Here is a 20,293-nt window from a genome sequence, read left to right as displayed (position 1 = left end):
GCGCCGTGCTTGTGGTACTGAGCGTGGGCCACATCAAGGCCGATTTCATGCAGCAGGGCGGCCCAGCCCAGCAGCTGACGCCAGTGCGGGTCGGTCAGGTCCCAGGCAGCGCCGATCAGGTCCAGGCCGCGCTGGGCGGTGCGCATGATGCGCCGGGCGTGGCTGGTATCGACGTGGTAGCGGCGCATCATCTGCGCCACCGTGCGGTCGCGGATGTCGGCGTTGTGGATGCGTCCCAGCTGGTCGTAGAGCAATCCCTGGCGCAGGGCACCGTCGGATATCTCCAGCCGCTTGATGCCCAGGCCCTCGAACAGGGCCAGCACGATGGCCAGCCCCCCCATGAAGACGGGGACGCGGTCGGCACGTACCTGCAGGCGGTCGAGGCGGTCGACGCGGCCCAGTTCCAGCACGTGCTTTCGCAGCCGCTGCAGCCCGCTGACGGTAATGCCGCCGTTCTTGACGAATCCGGCGCAGCGCAGGGCTTCTGCCACCGACACCATGCTGCCGGAGGCACCGATGGCACGCTGCCAGCCCAGCGCGCGATAGTCGGCGGCGACCGGTTCGAGTTCCTGCAGGGCGGCCAGTTCGGCGTCGCGCAGGCGCGAGGGGGTGATGCGGCCGTCGCCGAAGTAACGCTGGCTGTGCGACACGCAGCCCAGGTAGAGACTCTCCAAGCGCAGCGGCTGGTAGCGGCGACCGATGATCAGTTCGGTGCTGCCGCCGCCGATGTCGATCACCAACTGCTGGCGGTCGTCGGCGGGCACGCTGTGTGCCACGCCGATGTAGATCAGCCGCGCTTCCTCGACGCCGGACACGATTTCGATCGGGTGGCCCAGCGCCCGTCGCGCGTCGGCCAGAAAGCGCTCGCCATTGCCGGCGCGGCGCAGGGCGTTGGTGCCGACGGCGCGCACGGCGCCCTGCGGCAGGCGGCGCAGGCGTTCCCCGAAGCGGTTCAGGCAGGCCAGTGCCTCGGCACAAATGGCCGGGGTGAGGTTGCCGTCGTCATCCAGTCCGCTGCCCAGACGTATCGGTTCGCGCAGCCGGTCGATGACCTGGACCTCCTCGCCGGCCACGCGTCCGACCATCAGATGGAAGCTGTTCGAGCCCAGGTCGACGGCGGCGATGGTGTCGAAACCGGTGTCGGTGTTGGGTGTGGGCATGAAACGTCGCTGGCCTAGCGGCGCGCCATGCGCGCCAGCAGTTCGGGGGGGAGCAGCCAGTGCAGGTCGGCGCCACCGGGACGCGGCCGGCCGCGGAATTCCAGCAGGCAGGCGCCGGCCCGCTCGAAGTGGAAGAAGCGTCCGGCCTGGCCGGTGAGCATATGGCAGACCCAGTAGCTGAGGTCGTCCTCGTGGCCGACCACCGCCGCCGTGCCGGCCTGGCCGGTCAGCCAGGGCAGCAGGTCATCGAGGTTGCCGGGGGCCAGCGCAGGGGTCTCGACCACCGGGACCGCGAACACTTCCGCCAGCAGGGTGGCGGTCTCGCGGGCACGTCGCAGCGGGCTGTGGGCCACCAGGCGTGTGTCCGGCACCAGGGTGTGCAGCGGGCCACGCGCCTGGCGCAGCAGGTTGGCGCCGGCCGCACTGAGTGGGCGTTCGGCGTCCGGCTGGCTGGACTCGGCGGGGGCGTGGCGAAGGACCAGGCAGCGCACGGCGACTCGGGCAGTTCGGGCGGGGGTTCATTATCACCGCCGCGACCGGTCTCGGGGGTGGTGGGCCCTGTGGGACTCGAACCCACAACCAACGGATTATGAGTCCGCTGCTCTAACCGATTGAGCTAAAGGCCCTTGCCTGAGTTGTCCGGTCGACGGCGGATTTCAGTCCAGGAAGCTGCGCAGCTTCTCGGACCGGGTCGGATGACGCAGCTTGCGCAGTGCCTTGGCCTCTATCTGCCGGATACGCTCACGCGTGACGTCGAACTGCTTGCCGACTTCCTCGAGCGTGTGGTCGGTGTTCATCTCGATGCCAAAGCGCATGCGCAGGACCTTGGCCTCGCGCGGCGTCAGCGAACCGAGCACGTCCTGCGTGGCCTCGCGCAGGCTCTCGGCGGTGCTGATGTCGATCGGCAGCGGGGCGTTCGAGTCCTGGATGAAATCGCCGAGGCTGGAGTCCTCGTCGTCGCCGATGGGCGTCTCCATGGAAATCGGTTCCTTGGCGATCTTCAGCACCTTGCGGATCTTGTCCTCGGCCATTTCCATCTTGACCGCCAGCTCCTCCGGGGTCGGCTCACGGCCGAGCTGCTGGAACAGCTGGCGCGACACGCGGTTGAGCTTGTTGATGGTCTCGATCATGTGCACCGGGATGCGGATGGTGCGCGCCTGGTCGGCGATCGAACGGGTGATGGCCTGGCGAATCCACCAGGTGGCGTAGGTGGAGAACTTGTAGCCACGGCGGTATTCGAACTTGTCCACCGCCTTCATCAGGCCGATGTTGCCCTCCTGGATCAGGTCCAGGAACTGCAGACCGCGGCTGGTGTACTTCTTGGCGATGGAAATGACCAGGCGCAGGTTGGCCTCGACCATTTCCTTCTTGGCCTGGTTCGAGTGGCGCTCGCCAGAGAGCATCTGGCGGTTGATTTCCTTGATGGCGGCGATTTCCAGCCCGTGCTCGCGCTCGATTTCCGCCAGCTTGCGCTGGGCGCGGCGGATGTCGTCGGTGAAGTGCTTCAGGCGCGTGCTGTGCTTCTTCTTGGCGTTGATCTGGGTTTCCAGCCAGCCGGTGTCGGTCTCGTGACCGATGAACACACGGATGAAGTCCTTGCGCGGCATGTCGCACTTGTTCACGCACAGGTCCAGGATGACCTGCTCGTGCTGGCGGATGCGCTCCATGACACCGCGCAGCAGCCCGGCCAGATCCTCGATCTGCTTGGGCACGACGCGCAGCCTGAGAATGTTGGTTTGCAGTTCCTGGCGCAGTTCGGCCAGTTCGGTGGCGCTGGGCTTCTTCTTGGACTCGGCCTTGGCGAGCTGCTCGCGCAGGCTGTTCAGCAGCTCGAAATGCGTTGCCACCTGTTCGGCGTCGGGGCCGATTTCGGTTTCTTCCACCGACGACGAGCTGTCGCTGTCGTTGTCGATGTCGCTGTCGTCGTCGCTGTCGGAGTCGTCGATGTCGTCGCTGTTGTCGGCATCCTTGCTGTCGGCGTCGTCGTCGGCGTCGCTGGAGGCCGGGCTGTCCGGTTCCTCGCCTTCGTAGAAGCCGGCGACGAAGGCGGGCAGGCGCAGCTGGCCGGCCTGGACCTGTTCATACAGGCCAAACACTTCGTCGACCACCCGTGGCAGTTTCAGCAGGGCGGCCATCACTTGCTGCTGGCCGGCCTCGATGCGCTTGGCGATGGCGATCTCGCCCTCGCGGGTGAGCAGCTCCACGGTGCCCATCTCGCGCATGTACATGCGCACCGGGTCGGTGGTGCGGCCCTCGCGCTCGACCGCGGTCATGGCCGCGGCGGCTTCCTCGACCGCCTCGTCCTCGGTCACGTTCTCGCCGCTCATCAGCAGCTCTTCCATGTCCGGCGGCACATCCGACACGCGGATGCCCATGTCCGTGAGCATGGCGACGATGCCTTCCAGCTGCTCGGTTTCGACGATGTCCTGTGGCAGGTGGTCGTTGATCTCCCCGAAGGTGAGGTAGCCCCTCGCACGACCCAGCGCCAGCAGCTGCTTCAGCTCGGAGTTTTCTTCGGGGTTGTCGACACCGTTGTCCATAGGATGCCTCGGGTAACTTGGGCGGAACAGGGAATTATAACGTTGTAAGGTCTATGTCGGGGTTTTGTCGCGGCGATTCAACAGTGCCAGCACCTCGGCCCGTTGCTGTGGGTCGAGCTTGCTGGGCGACGCATCGCGCAGGAGATCGCCCAGCTGCGCGCGTTGTGCCTGTCGGGCCAGGGTTGTGATGATCTGCTGCAATTCCTCGCCGGCCAGTTGGGGCGTGTCCGGCACCAGGTCGCCGCTGGCCAGAATTCGCGACAGGGTGGCGCCGTCGTCGGTGTCGCGCCACAGTTCGATCAAGCGGTCCAGGCGCGGCTGCGACAGGCCGCCAATGGTGTCGACCAGGCGGCGCAGCAGATCCATGCCTGGCCGCTCCAGGGATTGGAGTGACGCCAGCCCGTCGAGTTCCTTGGCCAGTTGCGGGTAATGGGCCAGCAGCAGGATGGACCGTCGCACGAGAGACGGGCGCTGGCTGCGCCGTGGTGCGGCGGGTCGTGCGCTGGGCGCCGTGCTGGTGGATACGGCACGCCCGACGTGGCGCCCTATCTCGTCCGCCAGCAGGTCGCGATAGGTGCCGGCAGGCAGCCGTTCCAGCAGGGGCTTTGCACGTGCGGCAAGCGCGGCGCGGCCTTCCGGCACGCCCAGGTCGACCTGTTCCAGCAGCCGGGTGAGCAGGTGCCGCGACAGTGGCGTGGCCTGGCCGGCCAACGCCAGGAAACCGTCTCGACCGACACGGCGCACCAGTGAGTCCGGGTCCTCGCCCTCCGGCAGGAACAGCAGGCGCAGGTCGCGTCCATCGGTCAGTTCCGGCAGCGCGTTGTCGACCGCGCGCTCGGCGGCGCGCCGCCCGGCAGCGTCGCCATCGAAGCACAGGATGACGCGCGAGGTCACGCGAAACGCCGCCTTGACGTGATCGGCGGTGAGTGCGGTGCCGAGCACGGCCACGGCCGTGTCGATGCCGTGCTGGGCCAGCATCACCACGTCCATGTAGCCCTCGACCACCAGCAGCGCTTCCGGGTTGCGTGCGTGGGCCAGCACGTTCGGCAGGCCGTACAGCTCGCGGCCCTTGTGGAAGACCGGCGTTTCCGGCGAGTTGAGGTATTTCGGTTCGCCCTGGCCGAGAATGCGCCCGCCGAAGCCGATCACCCGCCCGCGCCGGTCTTCGATGGGAAACATGATGCGGTTGCGAAAGCGGTCGTGACCGCGGTTGCCGTCACCGCCGAGCAGTCCGGCCTGGCGCAGCAGGTCGGCGCTGAAGTGCTGGCCGAGCGCCTGGCGCAGGCTGTCCCAGGCATCGGCCGCGAAGCCGAGGTGAAACCGCCCGGCGGTCTTGCCGTCCAGGCCACGGTGCTTGAGGTATTCGATTGCGGTGCCGGCCGCCGGATGCCGGCGCAGTTGCTGTTGGTAAAACGCGCTGGCGGCGCCAAGCGCCTCGTACAGGCTTGCCAGTGGCGGCCCGCCCGTCGCCGCGGCGGGTGCGCTGTCGGTCGGCAGTGTCATGCCGGCACGCTGGGCCAGCTCGCCCACCGCCTCGCGGAAGTCGAGGCGGTCGAGCGCCATCAGGAAACCGATGGCGGTGCCGTGGGCGCCACAGCCGAAGCAGTGATAGAACTGCTTTTGCGGGCTGACGGTGAAAGACGGGGTCTTTTCTTCGTGAAACGGACACCGGCCGGCCAGTTCGCGGCCGGCGCGACGCAACGGCACCCGCGCGCCGATGATCTCGGCGATGTCGGTGCGCGCCAGAACGGCGTCGATGAAGTCGTCGGGAATGCGGCCGCTCATGGCGGGGACGATAGCGCGTGCGGCCGGTGCGGGAAAGCGTCGCCGGCCGGGTCAGTCCCGGCCGGCGACAGGCTGAATCGCTCCGTGGCAGGATGCGTTCAGCGTTTTCTCAGATGGGGTAGACGATGTAGCGCGGGGCAACGTTGGTATCCATCACTGCCCGACGCGACTTCAGCTTGGCACCGCTGCCGTTGACGGCGATTTCATCGATGTAGCGGCCGGCCACCAGAATGCCGGTATTGCCGGCTGAGTCGGTGTAGAACACGGTGAAGTTGCTTACCGTGTCGTACAGGTCGTCTCCCTTGGGGCTGCACGACACGCGCTGCACGAAGTGACGTGTCTGGTAGTCCTCGAAGGTACCGGCCCACACCTTGGTGACGTAGGTGACCCGGTCCTCGAGGCGCTCGTGGCAGTCGTCCATCATCAGCGCCAGCGGCAGGCCCTGTTCCTCGTTCTCGGCGGCGATGCAGATGTACGAGCCATCCTGCGTGAAGCTGTCCAGCCAGCCCTGCATGTTCTTGTTGTCGAGCGCAGCGATGTAGCTGATCTGCAGCGCATCGATCTGCTGCAACACGTCCTGAGTCATCGGTTCAGTTCTCCTCTCGTTCGAAGCCCATCACCCGCCGGTAGTACTCCCACTTGGGCAGGTTGCCGGCTTCGTCGTTTTGTTTGAAATCGAGCCACATGCCGTGTTCCTGCTTCACGCCCTTCTGGAACACCGCATTCCCGGGCGTGCGGTTGCCATGCTGGACGCGCAGGAAGATCGACGCATCCTCCATGGACACCATGCCGCACGGACCGAGCATGTTCGACGACTGGCGCAGGCGGTGGCGAACCATCTCCTCGTCGTCGTCGACGTGAGCGAAGTAAGCGTAGTGCACTTCGGTCTTCAGCAGGGAACGGGCCACGGCGAAACGCACGTTGATCATGTCCAGGTGCTTGGTCATGACCGTCAGTGGGTTCAGGCTGACGATGATCGAGCCTTTCGACGACTGCGTGCCCTTGAACTCGATCAGCGAGGGGTCGCGCAGGAAGTCGGGGTTGTTCGGCACCTTGAGTTCCGACTGGAAGGCCAGGTGGCCGTTCTCGGTGGCGAACTGCGTGCCGCCACCCCCCTGCCAGTTCAGCATCTTGAACGCCAGGTGCAGCAGCGGGGCATGGTAGCCGTCGTTGTCGACGTACGCCTTCCAGTTGCAGTCGTAGCTCACCTTCTGGTAGCCGAGCAGGCGCAGGCGGCCATCACCACCGAGCAGTTGCAGCAGCGCCGGCTTGGTACGTCCGAGCCAGGTGTCGATGTCCGGCGTGTCGGGGTGCAGCGTGGTCATGATGAGCCCGCCGACGATCGCCGTGCGCAACTCCTCCAGCCCCGTTTCTTCCTGCCGGAAGCTCGGCGAGAAATCATCCTTGCCGGGGCAGCCGCGCAGGGCACCCGTGCTGTCGAACAGCCAGCGGTGATACGGGCACTCAAACTCGGTCTTGTTGCCGCGGTTGTTGGTTTCCAGCAACGTGCCGCGGTGCGAGCAGGCGTTGTAGAAGACGCGGACCTGGCCATCCAGGCCATGCACGACCAGCAGCGGCCGCTCGCCGATGTGGAACGTCTTGAAGTCGCCGGGGTTGGGAATCTCGCCGGTGTGCGCAACCGGGTGCCACTCCGGCCCGTAGAAGATGCGCTCGAGTTCCATCCGGAAGATATCTTCGCGGTCGAAGATGTCCTTCGGAATCTCGTTGATTTTGGCCGGCCAGCGAACCGGCGCGCCAAACACGGTGGGGGCGTTCATGGCGGTTATCTCCAGGGTAGGAACCGGGTTACCGAATGATTGTATACGTGTCGGGCCGATGGCAACCGCCGGCGCCCGAGATCAATGGCGCCTACAGCGCCTCGCCGCCCGCCATCTGGGTGAAGCCACGCACGCCGAGGCCGCCGTCGGTGTTGATCACCACGCCGGTCATCGGCGATGAGTTGGCGCGGGAGGCGAGCAGAACGTAGGGGCCGCAGTAGTCCTCAGGCTCCGCGGCGATCTGCAGCGGGCTGATGGAGCGCATCAGGTCGTCGAGGCCCTCCATCTGGCTGAGCTTGACCTGCTCGGTGCCGGTGGCCGCGAGACCGCCCAGCTCGGTCTTCATGCCGCCGGGGGCGACGCCGTTGACGCGTACCTTGGGCGCAAGTTCGTAGCCCAGCTCGCGTACCAGGCCGACCACCGCGTGCTTGGAGGCCGTGTACAGCGGGCCACCACCGGCCGGGTAGAAGCCGGCGTTGGAGATGGTGAAGATGATGCTGCCGCGCGTTTTGAGCAGTTCTGGCAGGGCGGCCTTGGCGCCGAGCAGATACCCCTTGACGTTGACCGCGAACAACTCGTCGAAAGCGGCCGACAGGTGCTCCGCATCCAGCTCCGGCAGCGTCCGGAAGTAATCGAACACGCCGGCGTTGCCGACGAACGTGTCGAGCCTGCCGAAGCGGGCAACCGTTTCCTGAACCGCGCGTGCGTTGTCGGCGTAGCTGGAGACATCGCCGGTGACTGCGTGTACGCGGTCACCGAAGTCGTGACCGAGTTGCTCCGCCTTGGCCGCGTCGCGCTCGAGCACCCCGACCGAGGCGCCTTCCGCGATGAATCGCTGCACCAGGGCACGCCCAAGGCCCGAGCCACCGCCGGTGACGATCGAAACTGTGTTGTCCAGCCAGCCCATCTGCTCCTCCCGAACGATCCTTGTGGGGTTTCCGCCGCGCCGGGGCGCGGTCTGCGGCGGCGCATTGTACAGGCGGCCGAACTGCGTGACGTACGCCCGCTCTACCTGTCCAATTTGTCAATCGTTTAATATTAACGTTCGCTCAGACACGGTGAGTGGTGCGTGGCGCCGGTTCCACCATCGCTCACCCTGATGTAACGCCAGCGCCATTGACAGGCGGAGGATCCCCCATGAAACCGTTCGAATCCATCAATCTCGATGCTTATCTGGATGAGCGTCCCAACGAGGGCGTGATCCGCGTCGACCGCTCCATTTTTACCGACCCCGACATTTTCGAGTTGGAAATGGAGCGCATATGGGAGCGCAGCTGGCTCTACATCTGCCACGAGAGCCAGGTCCCCAAGGCGGGGGACTTCCTGACCACCTACATGGGCCGTCAGCCGGTCATCGTCATGCGCGGCGCATCCGGGCAGGTGAACGTCTTCATCAACGCCTGCTCGCATCGCGGCTCGCAGCTGATCCACGAAGAGCGCGGCAACAAGACCGACATGACGTGCTTCTTCCACGGCTGGTGCTTCGACACCGATGGCAAGCTGATGTCGGTGACGCGCGAGAAGGGGGGAGGCTATCCGGATCAGTTCTGCAAGGAAAACTACAACCTGACCCGGGTGCCGCGCGTGGAGTCCTACCGTGGGTTCGTGTTCGCGTCGCTCAGCGACGAGGTGCCGACGCTGTCCGAGCACCTGCGCGATGCGCGCGTGATGCTGGACATGATGGCGGATCAGGGCGGCGACGAGGGCCTTGAGGTGTTGCGTGGCCACTCCACCTACACCTACGACGGCAACTGGAAACTGCAGGCCGAGAACGGTGTGGACGGCTACCACGTGCACGGCTTGCACGTGAATTTCGCCATGACCACGCAGAACCGTGAGCGGATCCGTGCGGGCGACAATCAGATCAAGTCGATGGACGTGTCGCAGCTGGGCAACCTTGAGGCCGGTTTCTTCGACTTCGGCAACGGTCACGTGGTGCTGTGGGGCGACTGGCCCAATCGCGGCGACCGGCGGCCCAACTTCCACATGTACGACACGTGGAGCAAGGAATTCGGCGAGGTTTACACCCACTGGATGATCGGCAAGCTGCGCAACACCCTGATCTATCCGAATGTGTTTCTGATGGACCAGATGTCGTCGCAGATTCGCGTGTTTCGACCGATTGCCGTGGACAAGACCGAGGTCACCATCTACGCCATCGCGCCGAAGGGCGAGTCGCCCAAGATGCGGGCTCACCGCATTCGCCAGTACGAGGACTTCTTCAATGCCTCGGGCATGGCCACGCCGGATGACCTGAGCGAGTTCTCCTACGCGCAGCACGCCTACCAGGGGCGCCTGGCGCGCTGGAACGACCTCACCCGTGGCGTGAAGTTCCTGACCAAGGGGCCGGACGAGCGTGCCAAGGCGCTGGGCATCAACCCCGATTACAGCGGCGGCAAGGTGGAAGACGAGGGCATTTTCCTGGCGCAGCACCGGCACTGGCTGAATGCCATGCAGAAGTGACCGGCCCGGCGGGGTGCCTCAGGCGCCCCGCCGTCGACCGGGCACGTCTGAGGCCCCGGCTCCCGTCAACTCGTATGAACTTGAAAGGCAAAGACCATGGATGACGTCGCGCGTTGCGCCGACCTGCTCTACACCGAAGCCCGTCTGATCGACCGCCAGGCGTGGGACGACTGGCTGGCACTGTACCTGCCGGAAGCCGAATTCTGGATTCCGGCCTGGGAGTCGGAGCACAGCTACATCACCGATCCGCACAACGAGATCTCGCTTATTTATTACGCCGACCGCAGCGGTCTTGAGGATCGTGTGTTCCGCCTGCGCACGGGCATGTCGTCGGCGTCCGTGCCGTTGCCGCGTACCAGCCACATGGTTGGCAACGTGCAGGCGCGCAAGCTGGAGAATGGCGACTTCGCCGTCGACGCCAGCTGGCAGGTGACGTATTTCAAGCACAAGAAGACGCACTTCTTTGCCGGCCAGTACGAGTACGTTTTGCGTCCGCAGAGCGATGGCAGCCTGCGCATCGCCAAGAAGAAGATCATTCTCATCAATGATCTGATTCCCGAGGTGCTGGACTTCTATCACGTCTGATGGCCGCCAGCCGGCGGCGGGGAGTTGGCGATGGATGTCGTGAACTGGGGCACGCCGCCGGTTGGTCTGTTCAACTTTCCGATCGAGCAGTGGCAGCGCGAGGGCCGGTTCGCGGCCCGCGGCCTGGACCTGAGCCTGTCGAGCCACCTCACCGGCGAGGAGTACGGCGCCCGCATCCGTGAGGGCGCCTACGACATGGGTCAGATCGGTACGCCGGTGTTTCTGCCGGCGGCGGTAGGCTCACGCGAGTACGCTGTGGTCAGCGTCGGGTTTTGTGATTTCGCCCCGTTTTACCTGGTCGCTGCGCCCGAGGTGCAGCGCCTGTCCGATTGCCGCGCAGAGGCGGTGGTCATCAACAAGCGCATGACCTGTCCAGGCAGTCTGCTGGAGTGGCACGCCCGGCAGGAAGGGCTGGCCGCCGATGATTTCGACGTCGTCGAACTCATGAAGGACAGCGCCTTCGACAACTATGGCCAGGCCTTCGCCGATGGCGTCGAGAAAGGTGCCTTTCGTATCGGCATCCTGTACGAACCGTACGTGAGCCTGATCGAGCGCCGGCACGGTTGGCGGGTGCTGGCCGATTACGCCGACCTGCTTCGACCGGCCAACTACGGCATTCTTCTGTACGCCCGCCGGCGCTGGATCGAGGAGCGTCCGGAGCTGGTGCGGCGCACGGTGGGCGCCTATTTCGAGGCGATCGCCGATGCCTGTGAGCATCCGGCGGCACTGCGCCCGTTCGCCGGGCAGCTGCCGTTCGTGAGCGAGGACGACATCGAGCGGGCCATGCAGCGCGAACGGCGCCATTGGCGGCGTGAGCCCAGTCTCGATTGGGCGTTCCTGAAGCGGGTGGAGCAGGAGTTGGTCACCCAGCGTCGCGTGCCGGCGGATTACGACATCCGCGATTACGTTGCGGCGACCTGGTAGGCCGGCCGTCATGCAGCTGGGCTTCGTCGGCGTAGGTGTGATGGGGGTGCCCATCGTGCGGCATCTTGTTGGCGCCGGTCATGCCGTGAAGGCGTTTGACGTGTCGGCGGCCGCGCTCGACAAGGCCGGTGCCGTCGGTGCCGGGATCGCGCGCTCGGTCGGCGATGCCGCCGCCGGGGCGCAGGTGGTGTTCGTGGCGGTCTCCAACCAGGAGGTTCTCGCCGAGGTCCTGAGCCAGGCGGATGGCATTTTCGAGCGCGCGGCGCCCGGCGCCGTGGTGGTGGATCTGGGCACCACGGCGCCGCCGCGCTGCCGGGCCCTTGCGGAACAGGCACGGGCCGCCGGCATGCACTATGTCGACGCACCCTTGAGTGGCTCCGCGCCGTGGGCCGAGGCGGGCACGCTGGCGGTGATGGTGGGGGCCGAGCCGACGGCCTTCGACACCGTCAGGCCGCTCCTGGAGACCTTCGGCGGCAGCATTTTCCATCTCGGGCCACCCGGTAGCGGGCAGATCGCCAAGCTGTGTCACCAGTTGGCGTTCATGGGCACGCTGGTGGGTTTGAGCGAGGCGGTGGTGCTCGGCGAGCGCTGCGGCATCGACGGTGTGCAACTCATGGACGTGCTCGGCGCCTGCGTGTCGCCGCGGCACGTGCTGGATTTCTACAAGCCCAAGCTGGCGGCGCGGCCGTTCGGCGAGGGCCCGACCGGGCTGGGCATCTTCTACAAGGACCTGAAGGCGGTGCGGGAGCTGTCGCAGCAGGATGCGGGACTCACGCTGCCGCTGGGGGACGCGCTGCTCGGGTTGTTCCAGCAGGCCATGGATGCGGGTTACACGAATTTCGATCCGTTCGGGTTGAGCGAGCTGATCGAAAAGGGCGTGATCCGCCGCTGACGGGCCGACTGTGGACACAAAAAAAGGCGCCTCGCGGCGCCTTTTTTGTGTCGAACACCGGGCCACATCAATCCAGGTAGGCATCCTGGGTCTTGACGATGCGGTACACCGATTCCAGTACCGGTACCTCGAGGTTAAGTTCCGCCGCCTTGTCCAGGAACGGCTTCAGCAGGTAGTCGACCTCGGTCTTCTTGCCGCGGATGACATCCTCGTGCATGGACGTGCGCCCGCGCATGCCCTGCTGCTTGAGGCGCTCGCCGAGCTTCATCATCATCGCCACGCCGCCTTCGAAGTCGAGTTCGTTCAACTCCTTGAACTGCGACATCGGCGCGTAGAAGTTCTGCGGCGTGTAGCCCATGGCGCCGTAGACGCGCAGGAAGTCCTTGGCCAGCGCCACGTAGTGCTCGGCGCCCTGGCGGATCAGCAGGCCGTCCTGGAAGTACAGGCGAAGGCCCAGCGTGCTTACCGACCAGCCGGAGGCAGTGCCGATCTGCACCAGCTTTTCCCACAGTACCTGCATGATGTTGGGGACCGAGCGGGCTTCCAGCCCGGCGCGGGTGAAGGCCTCGGCCAGCGCCTCGGTACGCGGGCTGGTGCCGCCGTCGAGTTCACCGAACCAGGCGGTGATCGGCGTGGTGAGCGGGTTGCTTGCCACGCCCGGCTCGTGCAGCGTGCCGCCCTCGATGGTGGAGGCGCCCACTACCTTGTCGCGGCCGGCCCACTCGCGCAGGCGTTCTTCCTTGCCGATGCCGTTTTGCAGCGAGAACACGTTCTTGCAGCGGGCCTTGAGGCCCTCGGCCTGGGCCAGCGCGGTTTCGGTGTCCTTGCCCTTGACCAGGATGATCAGGTGGTCGAATTCGCCTTCCGCTTCGTCGGGCGTGGTGACGGCGCTGAGGTTCTCGCGGACCAGGTGGTCGCCGCGTACGCCGCTGATTTTCAGTCCCTGGGTGTTGACCGCGTCGGCGTGGGCCTGGCGGCAGATGAGGGTGACGTCCTCGCCGGCCTTGGCCAGGTAGCCGCCAATGACCGAGCCGAGCCCGCCGGCCCCGAGAATGACAAAGCGCATGTTGATTCCTTAGGGTTGGGTTGAGAGGGTCACTTCTTGCGCCGGCGGCGCACCAGTAACGTGATGAGCAGCGCCAGCACGACGACGGTCGGCACGATGACCGTGAACAGGCGCGGCTTGATGCCGAAATTCCAGATCTGTTCCAGTGTCGGCGGATGGGCGTAGGCGCCCCCCGGGTGCTCCGGTGGTATGGCGTCGGCCGGGGTGTTGCGCACGTAGGTGACAAGACGCTCGAGTTCGGCGTCGGTGATGTCGGTCGGGCGCAAGGGCGGCATGCCCAGCAGGCCGTTGCGCACGACGTATGCAACGTATTCCGCCGGCAGATCCTGTCGGTTCAGGATCACCGACTGGGCCTCACCCTTGGTCAAGGCCAGTTTGGCCGTGCCGGGGTGGTCCAGGCCGGGGGCATGGCAGGCGCGGCAGAACTGCACGAACAGCTCCTCGCCGGTGCGTTCGCCTACCGGCGTGGCCAGCTCCGCCGGTGGGCTGACGGCGGCGTCGACCACGCCGGTTTCGTCGGCCGCATGCGTCCAGCCGGCCCAGGAAAAGCCCAGCAGGGCAGCGCCGGCCAGCTTCGCGATCGTTGTTATGCGGGTCATTTCCGGTCCCCTCAGTACCGCGGGCCGGTCCAGTTGGACGGCCAGATGCCGGACTTGCCCGGCGACAGGATGCCGTTGGGATCCAGTGCATCCTTGATGCGCTGGTTCACCTTGCGCAGCGCATCGTCCTGGCCGTCGTACATGTCGGCAATGATGTCCATGTAGGTGAGGTTGGCCTTCAGTTCGCCGTAGCCGTGGGCCTTGGCGATGGCCACCAGTTCGCGCGAACAGGCGTCGGCACGCTGGCGGGCGTCTTCGTCGCGCGGGTCGAACATGACCATGATCAGCGTGATCATGGTGCGGAACATGGCCACTTCCTCGCAGATCATGTCGAACCCGTGCCTGTTCAACAGTTCCTTGAAGATGGTGAACATTTCCCACGCGTTCTTGCCGGTCATGGCCGCCATGGGCGTGAAGTTCAGGTGCCCGCCGCCGTCCCAGTTGACCAGGTTGAACTCGGTCATGTTGGGCTCGCCGCGCATCAGCTTCTCGCGGTAGTTCCAGCCGGCGTCGTCGGCCGGGCGGTCACCGTCCAGGTACACCTTGGCGCCGGGAATGCGCGTGAGCTCGTGCTGCACCATCTGCCAGGTCATCTCGACGTTCTCGGGCAGGCCGTACAGGGCGCCGTACAGGTTCCACATGCCAAGGTCCAGCTCATCGGCCACTTCGCGCCAGCGCGAATCCGGAATGACGCCGGGCTTGTCCCACAGGTCCTTGCGCAGGCGCTGCACCGAGGCACTGTAGGAGATGTGTTCGATCACCGCGCCGTTCTGGATGATCATGTTCATCTTCAGCGGCCGCAGGATGTCCATCAGCGGCTTGATGTCTTCCTCGTTCTGGTAGGTCACCATGAACGGCTTGTAGGCCGGTGGTTTCGGCATGAGCCAGAAACCCATCTTGGTGACGATGCCGAAGTTGCTCTGCGAGAAGATGCCGTCCACGTAGGGGCCGAAGCCGTACTTGAACAGCTGCCAGCTGTTGTTGCCGGGCAGGGCGCCCATGCCGGTACGCAGCAGCTGGCCATCGGCCAGCAGCACTTCCATGCCACAGGAGAACAGGAGGTGGTCGGCATACGGCGTGTAGCCGGCGCCGTGCTCGAGCGCGTTGCCGATCACGCCGCCCCAGCCGGGGGCGGCACAGTCGATCCACAGCTGATAGCCCTTTTCCTGCAGGTGCTGGTAGAGCTGGTAGTACGACACGCCCGGTTCGACCAGGCAGTAGCCGGATTCCTCGTTGACCTCGAGGATGCGATTCATGCGCTTGAGGTCGAGCACCAGGTAGCCGGCCTGCTTCGGGGCCGGTCCGCCATAGGCGAAGTTCTTGCCGTTGCCGTAGGTCCACAACGGCAACTTGTATTTGTTGGCCACCTGCAGCACGCCCTGCACCTCCGCCACCGAGGCGGCTGAAATGGCGGCCGACGGCATGCGGCTTTCGGGCGGCACGGCCGACATGTGGTCCAGGTAGGGTTGCAGGTCACCCTCGGGGTTGCTGAAAACCCAGTTGGCGCCGACGATGGAGCGAATCTCGGCCAGCGCGGACTGGAAGTCCTCGCGGGCTACGCCAGGCGGCAGGTACTCGGGCATCGACATCTCCTTGTCGCCGGCCGTGGGCCGGCTTTTTGGTTGAAAGCTGCGCTCAGCCGGTCAGGACGGGGCTCATCAGGCGCAGCCACTCGCGATACTGGCCGTGCAGCAGCACCTCATCCTGGAAGTCGGGGCCGCTCATCTGAGCCTCCATGCCGACTGCGGCCGATTCGTCATCGCCACCGACGCGCACCTGCGAGAAGCCGCGGTCGTAGCCCAGCTGCCAGGGCACGAGCTGCCCCTGCAGGCCGTCGTGGCAGGCCTCGAAGGTAGCCAGGTCGTCCGGCGTGGCCAGGCCGGTGGCGTTATAGAAGTCCTCGAACTGGCGGATGCGCCGGGTGCGTACGTCCGGGCCGTCCTCGCGGGCGGCCAGGGCGTAGCTCTCGACCTTGGTGAAGTCCACTGACACCGGCTTGATGACACGAATCTGTGTCGCGGCGTGATCCATCAGGAGCAGGTTCGGGAAGATCAGCAGATTGTGCAGACGCCCGACCACCCACTCGGCATGCGCCGCGCCGTGGCGCTCGGCGATCTGTTCGCGGCGGCTCCACACCGGCCGATTCTGTGGCTGGCCAAAGCTGCCCCACATCAGCGTGTGGCCGTGGCCGTAGTCATACCAGCCGCTCTTGAGCTTGAGCAGGTCGTCGCCACCGAAGCTGCGCTGCACGCCGCCGGTAGCGGCGGCCTTCTGGGCGCGCCGCTCGGCCTCGCGTTTCATGATGCCGACATAGTTGGCGTGCACGGCGGTGAAGTGGTAGCCGTCGATGCCGTTCTCGGGCTGCAGTTTCCAGTTGCCGCGGTGGGTGTAGGTCGACCAGCCGCGCAGCACCTCGAGTGGGTGCTCGGACTGGTCCATGACGAAATCGATGGCCTTGGCCGCACCGCCGAGGTGCTCGGCCAGGGTCGGCACGTCCGGATTCAGCGACCCGAACACGAGGCCGCGGTAGGTTTCGAGCCGCGGAATGGCCTTGAGGTCATGGGACTGCTGTTCGAAAACGGGCGGGTAGGCACCGGTGGCGTGATCCTTGATGTCGACGTTCTTGCCGGTGCTGTCGTACACCCAGCCGTGGTACGGGCAGGTCAGGAACTGCTGGTTGCCCTTGCGCGTGCGGCACAGCGTGGCGCCGCGGTGGGCGCAGGCGTTGACGAAGCCGTGGACCTGGCCGTCCTTGCCGCGCGAGATGACCACCGGCTGGCGACCCATCTCGGTGGTGAAGAAATCGCCCGGATTGGGAATCTGGCCCTCATGGCACAGGAAGATCCAGGTGCCCTCGAAGATGTATTTCATCTCGAGCTCGAACAGTTCGGCCTCATTGAACAGGCGCCGGCTGACCAGGAAGGTGCCATCGTCCGGCCGGTCGACCACCAGGTCGCTGGGGTTCAGGAAGGGCTGTGTCTCGACGGGCTTGTTCATGGCGAGTCTCCGGTGAGCGCGCTTGGAGCAGTTCAGCGCTGGCCGGTCAGCAGTTGCTGCCAGCGGCGGTAGAAGCTGTGGAAGATGTTCTCGTCGGACCAGTCGGGACCGAGCGAGTGCGGCCTGACACCGATGCTGTGCGCCATCTCGTCGGGTTCGAACGAGAGTCGGTCGAGTCCTCGGTCGAGGTGTTGGCGGCTGCCGGCCAGTCCCCGGTTGCCTGCCTGGCAGGCCTCGAACTCGCGCAGGTCGTCCGGTGTGGCCATGCCGGTGGCGTTGAAGAAATCCTCGTACTGCCGGATACGACGGCTGCGGGCCGCCGGGCTTTCGCCCCTGGGCGCGATGCCGACGATGGTGACTTCCGTTTTGTCCACGGCCAAAGGCCGGAACACGCGAATCTGGGTGGACGTTTGGTCCATCAGGAAGACGTTCGGAAACAGTCCCAGGTTGCGGCTGCAGTCGATCATCCAGCTGGCCTTGACCGCGCCGACGCGCTGTTCGAGCTCGGCCCGGCGCAGCGCCAGCGGCCGGTCGCCGGCGCCGGGCACCCGACCCCACAGCAGCGTGTGGCCGCCGCCCAGGTCGTAGGCGCCGCTGGGCATCTTGCTGATGTCGCCGTTGCCGACGATGGCCTTTACCTTGTCTTCCTTCGCCAGTGCCATCCGCCGCTGGACCATGGCGACGTAGTTGGCGTGGACGCTGGTGACGTGGTAGCCGTCGACGCCATTTTCGGCCTGCAGTTTCCAATTGGCGTTGAAGGTATACGTGGAGCTGCCACGCAGCACTTCGAGGCCGTCGGGCGATTGGTCGACCATGAGGTCGATGAACGGCGTTGCGCCACCGAGGTGGTCCACGAGTGACGGTACGTCGGGCGACAGGGACCCGAAGACGAAGCCGCGGTAGGTGTCGAGCTTCGGCAGGGCCTTCAGGTCGTGCGACTGCTGCTCGAAGGCAGGCGGGTAGGCTCCGGTGGCGTGATCCTTGATGTCGACGTTCTTGCCGGTGCTGTCGTAGACCCAGCCGTGGTACGGGCAGGTGAAGAACGCCTGGTTGCCCTTGCGCGTGCGGCACAGGGTGGCGCCACGGTGCGCGCAGGCATTGACGAAGCCGTGGACCTGGCCGTCCTTGCCGCGGCTGATGATGACCGGCTGGCGTCCCATGTGCGTGGTGAGGAAGTCTCCCGGATTCGGGATCTGGCTTTCGTGGCACAGGTACAGCCAGCTGCCCTCGAAGATGGTTTTCATCTCCAGTTCGAACAGCTCGGCGTCGAGGTAGATGTCACGGCTGACATCAAACACGCCGTCGTCGATGCGATCATCCAGCAGCGTATTGAACTGTTCGATTTTCATCCGTCGCTCTCCTCAGGGTGGGGGACATGCCCCGTCGGCGCCGTCTACGCGGCGCTCGGCATCGGTGCATCAGAAAGCCAGTCCGGCCAGCCGGCGGCGCGGTTGGCGGCAATGGCCAACTCACGTTCGCGGGCGGTGGCGTGGTGGGTGTCCCAGTGCTGCAGCAGCGGACGGCCGATCAGTTTTTCCCACAGCGGCGGGATCAGCGCCAGCACGAAGCAGGTGACGGCGCTGGGCATCTGCGGTGCGGCCGGCCGCGGCGTCAGCCGCCAGTAGGGTCGGTCCGGATCGACGTGATGTTCGGAGTGGGTGACGATCTCGAACGTCAGCGCGCGACCCAGCGGTGTCAGGTGGTTCCAGGCGTGGCGATCCTCGATGGGCGTGCCGGGTTCGCGCAGCAGGCCGTAGTGCTGGATGTAGCTGAAGATTTCCAGGATGAACAGGCCCAGCGCCGACACCAGCATCAGCAGCAGCATGCCGGTGAGGCCGGCGGCGAGGTAGAAGCAGCCCAGCAGCAGCGCGTACATCGTCAGGCCCCGCAGCACCAGGTTGCGCGGTGTCCAGAAGCCAAGGTCGAGCTTGCGCAGGCGCGCCATCTCGATCTGCCAGCTGCGTCGATGCTGGCGGTAGGCGGCACGCACCACGAAGCGATACACGCTCTCGCCGCGGTACGGGGTTTCGGTGTCGTCCGGGGTGTCGGTGTCGATGTGGTGCACGTGCACATGCGCAAGCGAGCTGTAGCCGGACGCGAAGATGGTGCCCAGCACGCTGCCCACAAACTTGCCGAGCGTGCTGTGGCGGTGAAACATCTCGTGCGCCGCCGGCAGGCCACCGATGGCGGTCATGAACGCCACCGACACGGCCGCACCCAGGTAGTCGAGCGCCGTCAGTTCGGCATTGGCGCTGCCGATGCGCCAGGCGAACACCACCCACAGCAGCGCCACCGGCACCACCTGGAAGTACAGGATCGTGTCGGCCAGCAGCGGATGGGCGCCGCGACGCATGCCGTGGTCCTTGCCCAGGAGCGGGTCGATCCCCGCCACCAGCAGGAAGGCACCGAAACCGAGCCAGACCCAGGCGCCGCCGAGCAGCAGGCCGAGGATGCCGCTGGCCACCAGCACTGCCGGCGACATGTAGCGCAGGTAGTCGAGTCGTGTCATCGGAGTTCCCTCTCCTGTCGATTCGATGCGGACCAAGGACGGCTCAGCGCTTGACGGGCGGAATGACCACCCCGAAGCGTTCCGGATGGCTGGGGTCGACCTGAAACACCGACCGGCGCCTGGCCGGATCGATCGACAGCGCGGGCTCGGTATCGCGCCAGGTGAAGCAGCAGGCGGTGCAGTAATGCACGGTCCAGACCACTTCGCCATTTTCCTTGCCTTGATACTCGACCCGGTTCTGGTCGCCGCCGCAGCGCGGGCAGTTCACGGCCATGCTCAGTTTCCTCCCTGCAGGTCGCGGATGCGCGCCGCCAGTGCGTCGATGGCCTCGCCCGACGGCGGTGTGACGATTTCCACGTCGCCGCCGATCGGGTCGGGCGGCATGTGGGTGGTGGCGTCGATGATCAAGTGGTGACCCTTGCCCGGCGTCACGGCGGCGGGGTCGATCATGATCATGGCCATGTCGTTCAGGACCATGATGTCGCTGGCGCGGGTGCGCACCGACAACGCCCACATGACCTGGTTCAGGTCGAACGGGTCGACGTCGGCGTCGACCATGATCAGGTTCTTCAGGTACATCAGCCCGTGCGGCGTCGACAGGGCGCGCAGTGCCACGCTCTTGGCGAAGCCGGCGAAGCGGTTCTTGACCGAGATGATGCCGGTGAGCCCGTGCTGGTACAGGGCGTTGACCGCCACCACCTCGGGAAACTCTTTCTTCAGCTGGGCGTAGATCGGCGCCGAGGTGTTCAGGCCGATCAGGGTGTCGTGCTCGGTCCAGTCGCGGCCGATGTAGATGTTCTCGAAGATCGGGTTCTTGCGGTGCGAGACGGCCGTCACCTTGAACACCGGCGCCCGGCGTACGCCGCTGTAGGAACCGGGGAACTCGCCGAACGGGCCCTCGAAATCACGACGTCCATGGACGTATTCGGCCTCGATGACGATCTCGGCATGGGCCTGGATGTCCAGGCCGTTGCCGGACTCGGTCAGCGCGATCG

At 65.8% G+C, this 20,293-nt stretch carries 19 protein-coding genes and 1 tRNA gene; 4 read left to right on the top strand and 16 right to left on the bottom strand.

Annotated elements, in window-relative coordinates:
- From ABYX71_RS04415 to hcaB, 8 genes are all read right to left on the bottom strand, one after another.
- Nucleotides 1-1,160, bottom strand: a 1,160-nt coding sequence (locus ABYX71_RS04415) for an exopolyphosphatase (protein ID WP_372695292.1), incomplete at its 3' end; no start/stop codon positions are given.
- Between the two features lie 14 nt (nucleotides 1,161-1,174).
- On the bottom strand, nucleotides 1,175-1,651 hold the full coding sequence (locus ABYX71_RS04410) for a histidine phosphatase family protein (RefSeq protein WP_372695291.1): 477 nt from the start codon (nucleotides 1,649-1,651) through the stop codon (nucleotides 1,175-1,177).
- Nucleotides 1,652-1,709: 58 nt separating this feature from the next.
- Nucleotides 1,710-1,786, bottom strand: a tRNA-Ile gene (locus ABYX71_RS04405).
- 30 nt (nucleotides 1,787-1,816) lie between these two features.
- A complete protein-coding gene (gene rpoD, locus ABYX71_RS04400) occupies nucleotides 1,817-3,700 on the bottom strand; it encodes an RNA polymerase sigma factor RpoD (RefSeq protein ID WP_372695290.1) in 1,884 nt (627 codons plus the stop codon).
- A 51-nt stretch (nucleotides 3,701-3,751) separates the two neighbouring features.
- Nucleotides 3,752-5,485 (bottom strand): DNA primase, encoded by a 1,734-nt coding sequence (gene dnaG, locus ABYX71_RS04395; RefSeq protein ID WP_372695289.1) that lies wholly within the window; start codon nucleotides 5,483-5,485, stop codon nucleotides 3,752-3,754.
- A gap of 109 nt (nucleotides 5,486-5,594) precedes the next feature.
- Complete coding sequence (locus ABYX71_RS04390; RefSeq protein ID WP_372695288.1) at nucleotides 5,595-6,071, bottom strand: aromatic-ring-hydroxylating dioxygenase subunit beta; 477 nt, start codon at nucleotides 6,069-6,071, stop codon at nucleotides 5,595-5,597.
- Between the two features lie 4 nt (nucleotides 6,072-6,075).
- Nucleotides 6,076-7,263 carry an aromatic ring-hydroxylating dioxygenase subunit alpha gene (locus ABYX71_RS04385; RefSeq protein WP_372695287.1) on the bottom strand — a complete coding sequence of 396 codons (1,188 nt, stop codon included), beginning with the start codon at nucleotides 7,261-7,263 and terminating at the stop codon, nucleotides 6,076-6,078.
- A 91-nt stretch (nucleotides 7,264-7,354) separates the two neighbouring features.
- Nucleotides 7,355-8,170 carry a 3-(cis-5,6-dihydroxycyclohexa-1,3-dien-1-yl)propanoate dehydrogenase gene (hcaB, locus tag ABYX71_RS04380; RefSeq protein WP_372695286.1) on the bottom strand — a complete coding sequence of 272 codons (816 nt, stop codon included), beginning with the start codon at nucleotides 8,168-8,170 and terminating at the stop codon, nucleotides 7,355-7,357.
- Nucleotides 8,171-8,400: 230 nt separating this feature from the next.
- Here hcaB and ABYX71_RS04375 point away from each other — a divergent pair, with 230 nt between their 5' ends.
- From ABYX71_RS04375 to ABYX71_RS04360, 4 genes are all read left to right on the top strand, one after another.
- Nucleotides 8,401-9,726: an aromatic ring-hydroxylating dioxygenase subunit alpha gene (locus ABYX71_RS04375; protein WP_372695285.1), complete on the top strand. Its 1,326-nt coding sequence runs from the start codon at nucleotides 8,401-8,403 to the stop codon at nucleotides 9,724-9,726.
- Nucleotides 9,727-9,822: 96 nt separating this feature from the next.
- The gene (locus ABYX71_RS04370) at nucleotides 9,823-10,311 is read left to right on the top strand and encodes an aromatic-ring-hydroxylating dioxygenase subunit beta (RefSeq protein ID WP_372695284.1); all 489 of its coding nucleotides are present in this window, start codon (nucleotides 9,823-9,825) and stop codon (nucleotides 10,309-10,311) included.
- 30 nt (nucleotides 10,312-10,341) lie between these two features.
- Complete coding sequence (locus tag ABYX71_RS04365; RefSeq protein WP_372695283.1) at nucleotides 10,342-11,235, top strand: ABC transporter substrate-binding protein; 894 nt, start codon at nucleotides 10,342-10,344, stop codon at nucleotides 11,233-11,235.
- Between the two features lie 10 nt (nucleotides 11,236-11,245).
- The gene (locus tag ABYX71_RS04360; protein ID WP_372695282.1) at nucleotides 11,246-12,127 is read left to right on the top strand and encodes an NAD(P)-dependent oxidoreductase; all 882 of its coding nucleotides are present in this window, start codon (nucleotides 11,246-11,248) and stop codon (nucleotides 12,125-12,127) included.
- A 67-nt stretch (nucleotides 12,128-12,194) separates the two neighbouring features.
- Here ABYX71_RS04360 and ABYX71_RS04355 read toward each other — a convergent pair whose 3' ends face one another.
- The 8 genes from ABYX71_RS04355 to ABYX71_RS04320 form a co-directional block, all read right to left on the bottom strand.
- Complete coding sequence (locus ABYX71_RS04355; protein ID WP_372695281.1) at nucleotides 12,195-13,193, bottom strand: ketopantoate reductase family protein; 999 nt, start codon at nucleotides 13,191-13,193, stop codon at nucleotides 12,195-12,197.
- Between the two features lie 29 nt (nucleotides 13,194-13,222).
- Nucleotides 13,223-13,792, bottom strand: a complete 570-nt coding sequence (locus tag ABYX71_RS04350) for a cytochrome c (protein ID WP_372695279.1) — start codon at nucleotides 13,790-13,792, stop codon at nucleotides 13,223-13,225.
- 11 nt (nucleotides 13,793-13,803) lie between these two features.
- Complete coding sequence (locus ABYX71_RS04345) at nucleotides 13,804-15,375, bottom strand: FAD-binding oxidoreductase (RefSeq protein WP_372695277.1); 1,572 nt, start codon at nucleotides 15,373-15,375, stop codon at nucleotides 13,804-13,806.
- 52 nt (nucleotides 15,376-15,427) lie between these two features.
- Nucleotides 15,428-16,789 (bottom strand): Rieske 2Fe-2S domain-containing protein, encoded by a 1,362-nt coding sequence (locus ABYX71_RS04340; RefSeq protein WP_372695275.1) that lies wholly within the window; start codon nucleotides 16,787-16,789, stop codon nucleotides 15,428-15,430.
- 32 nt (nucleotides 16,790-16,821) lie between these two features.
- Nucleotides 16,822-18,138 carry a Rieske 2Fe-2S domain-containing protein gene (locus ABYX71_RS04335; RefSeq protein WP_372695273.1) on the bottom strand — a complete coding sequence of 439 codons (1,317 nt, stop codon included), beginning with the start codon at nucleotides 18,136-18,138 and terminating at the stop codon, nucleotides 16,822-16,824.
- Between the two features lie 44 nt (nucleotides 18,139-18,182).
- Nucleotides 18,183-19,298, bottom strand: a complete 1,116-nt coding sequence (locus ABYX71_RS04330) for a fatty acid desaturase (protein ID WP_372695271.1) — start codon at nucleotides 19,296-19,298, stop codon at nucleotides 18,183-18,185.
- Between the two features lie 43 nt (nucleotides 19,299-19,341).
- A complete protein-coding gene (locus ABYX71_RS04325; protein ID WP_372695269.1) occupies nucleotides 19,342-19,572 on the bottom strand; it encodes a non-oxidative hydroxyarylic acid decarboxylases subunit D in 231 nt (76 codons plus the stop codon).
- A 2-nt stretch (nucleotides 19,573-19,574) separates the two neighbouring features.
- Nucleotides 19,575-20,293 (bottom strand): UbiD family decarboxylase domain-containing protein (locus ABYX71_RS04320; RefSeq protein ID WP_372695267.1); only part of this gene is annotated, 719 nt, incomplete at its 5' end.

Source organism: Immundisolibacter sp. (genome assembly GCF_041625615.1).
Classification (GTDB): domain Bacteria; phylum Pseudomonadota; class Gammaproteobacteria; order Immundisolibacterales; family Immundisolibacteraceae; genus Immundisolibacter.
The sequence above is the reverse complement of the archived record's forward strand: the minus strand, read 5'-3'. Positions and strand labels throughout refer to the sequence as shown.

Excerpts from the sequence above, each read along its gene's own strand:
- ABYX71_RS04385 (WP_372695287.1), bottom strand. The coding sequence starts at position 7,263 with ATGAACGCCCCCACCGTGTTTGGCGCGCCGGTTCGCTGGCCGGCCAAA.
- ABYX71_RS04340 (WP_372695275.1), bottom strand. The coding sequence starts at position 16,789 with ATGAACAAGCCCGTCGAGACACAGCCCTTCCTGAACCCCAGCGACCTG.
- ABYX71_RS04350 (WP_372695279.1), bottom strand. The coding sequence starts at position 13,792 with ATGACCCGCATAACAACGATCGCGAAGCTGGCCGGCGCTGCCCTGCTG.
- ABYX71_RS04345 (WP_372695277.1), bottom strand. The coding sequence starts at position 15,375 with ATGCCCGAGTACCTGCCGCCTGGCGTAGCCCGCGAGGACTTCCAGTCC.
- hcaB (WP_372695286.1), bottom strand. The coding sequence starts at position 8,170 with ATGGGCTGGCTGGACAACACAGTTTCGATCGTCACCGGCGGTGGCTCG.
- ABYX71_RS04330 (WP_372695271.1), bottom strand. The coding sequence starts at position 19,298 with ATGACACGACTCGACTACCTGCGCTACATGTCGCCGGCAGTGCTGGTG.
- ABYX71_RS04325 (WP_372695269.1), bottom strand. The coding sequence starts at position 19,572 with ATGGCCGTGAACTGCCCGCGCTGCGGCGGCGACCAGAACCGGGTCGAG.
- ABYX71_RS04335 (WP_372695273.1), bottom strand. The coding sequence starts at position 18,138 with ATGAAAATCGAACAGTTCAATACGCTGCTGGATGATCGCATCGACGAC.
- ABYX71_RS04355 (WP_372695281.1), bottom strand. The coding sequence starts at position 13,193 with ATGCGCTTTGTCATTCTCGGGGCCGGCGGGCTCGGCTCGGTCATTGGC.
- ABYX71_RS04390 (WP_372695288.1), bottom strand. The coding sequence starts at position 6,071 with ATGACTCAGGACGTGTTGCAGCAGATCGATGCGCTGCAGATCAGCTAC.
- ABYX71_RS04370 (WP_372695284.1), top strand. The coding sequence starts at position 9,823 with ATGGATGACGTCGCGCGTTGCGCCGACCTGCTCTACACCGAAGCCCGT.
- ABYX71_RS04375 (WP_372695285.1), top strand. The coding sequence starts at position 8,401 with ATGAAACCGTTCGAATCCATCAATCTCGATGCTTATCTGGATGAGCGT.
- rpoD (WP_372695290.1), bottom strand. The coding sequence starts at position 3,700 with ATGGACAACGGTGTCGACAACCCCGAAGAAAACTCCGAGCTGAAGCAG.
- dnaG (WP_372695289.1), bottom strand. The coding sequence starts at position 5,485 with ATGAGCGGCCGCATTCCCGACGACTTCATCGACGCCGTTCTGGCGCGC.
- ABYX71_RS04365 (WP_372695283.1), top strand. The coding sequence starts at position 10,342 with ATGGATGTCGTGAACTGGGGCACGCCGCCGGTTGGTCTGTTCAACTTT.
- ABYX71_RS04360 (WP_372695282.1), top strand. The coding sequence starts at position 11,246 with ATGCAGCTGGGCTTCGTCGGCGTAGGTGTGATGGGGGTGCCCATCGTG.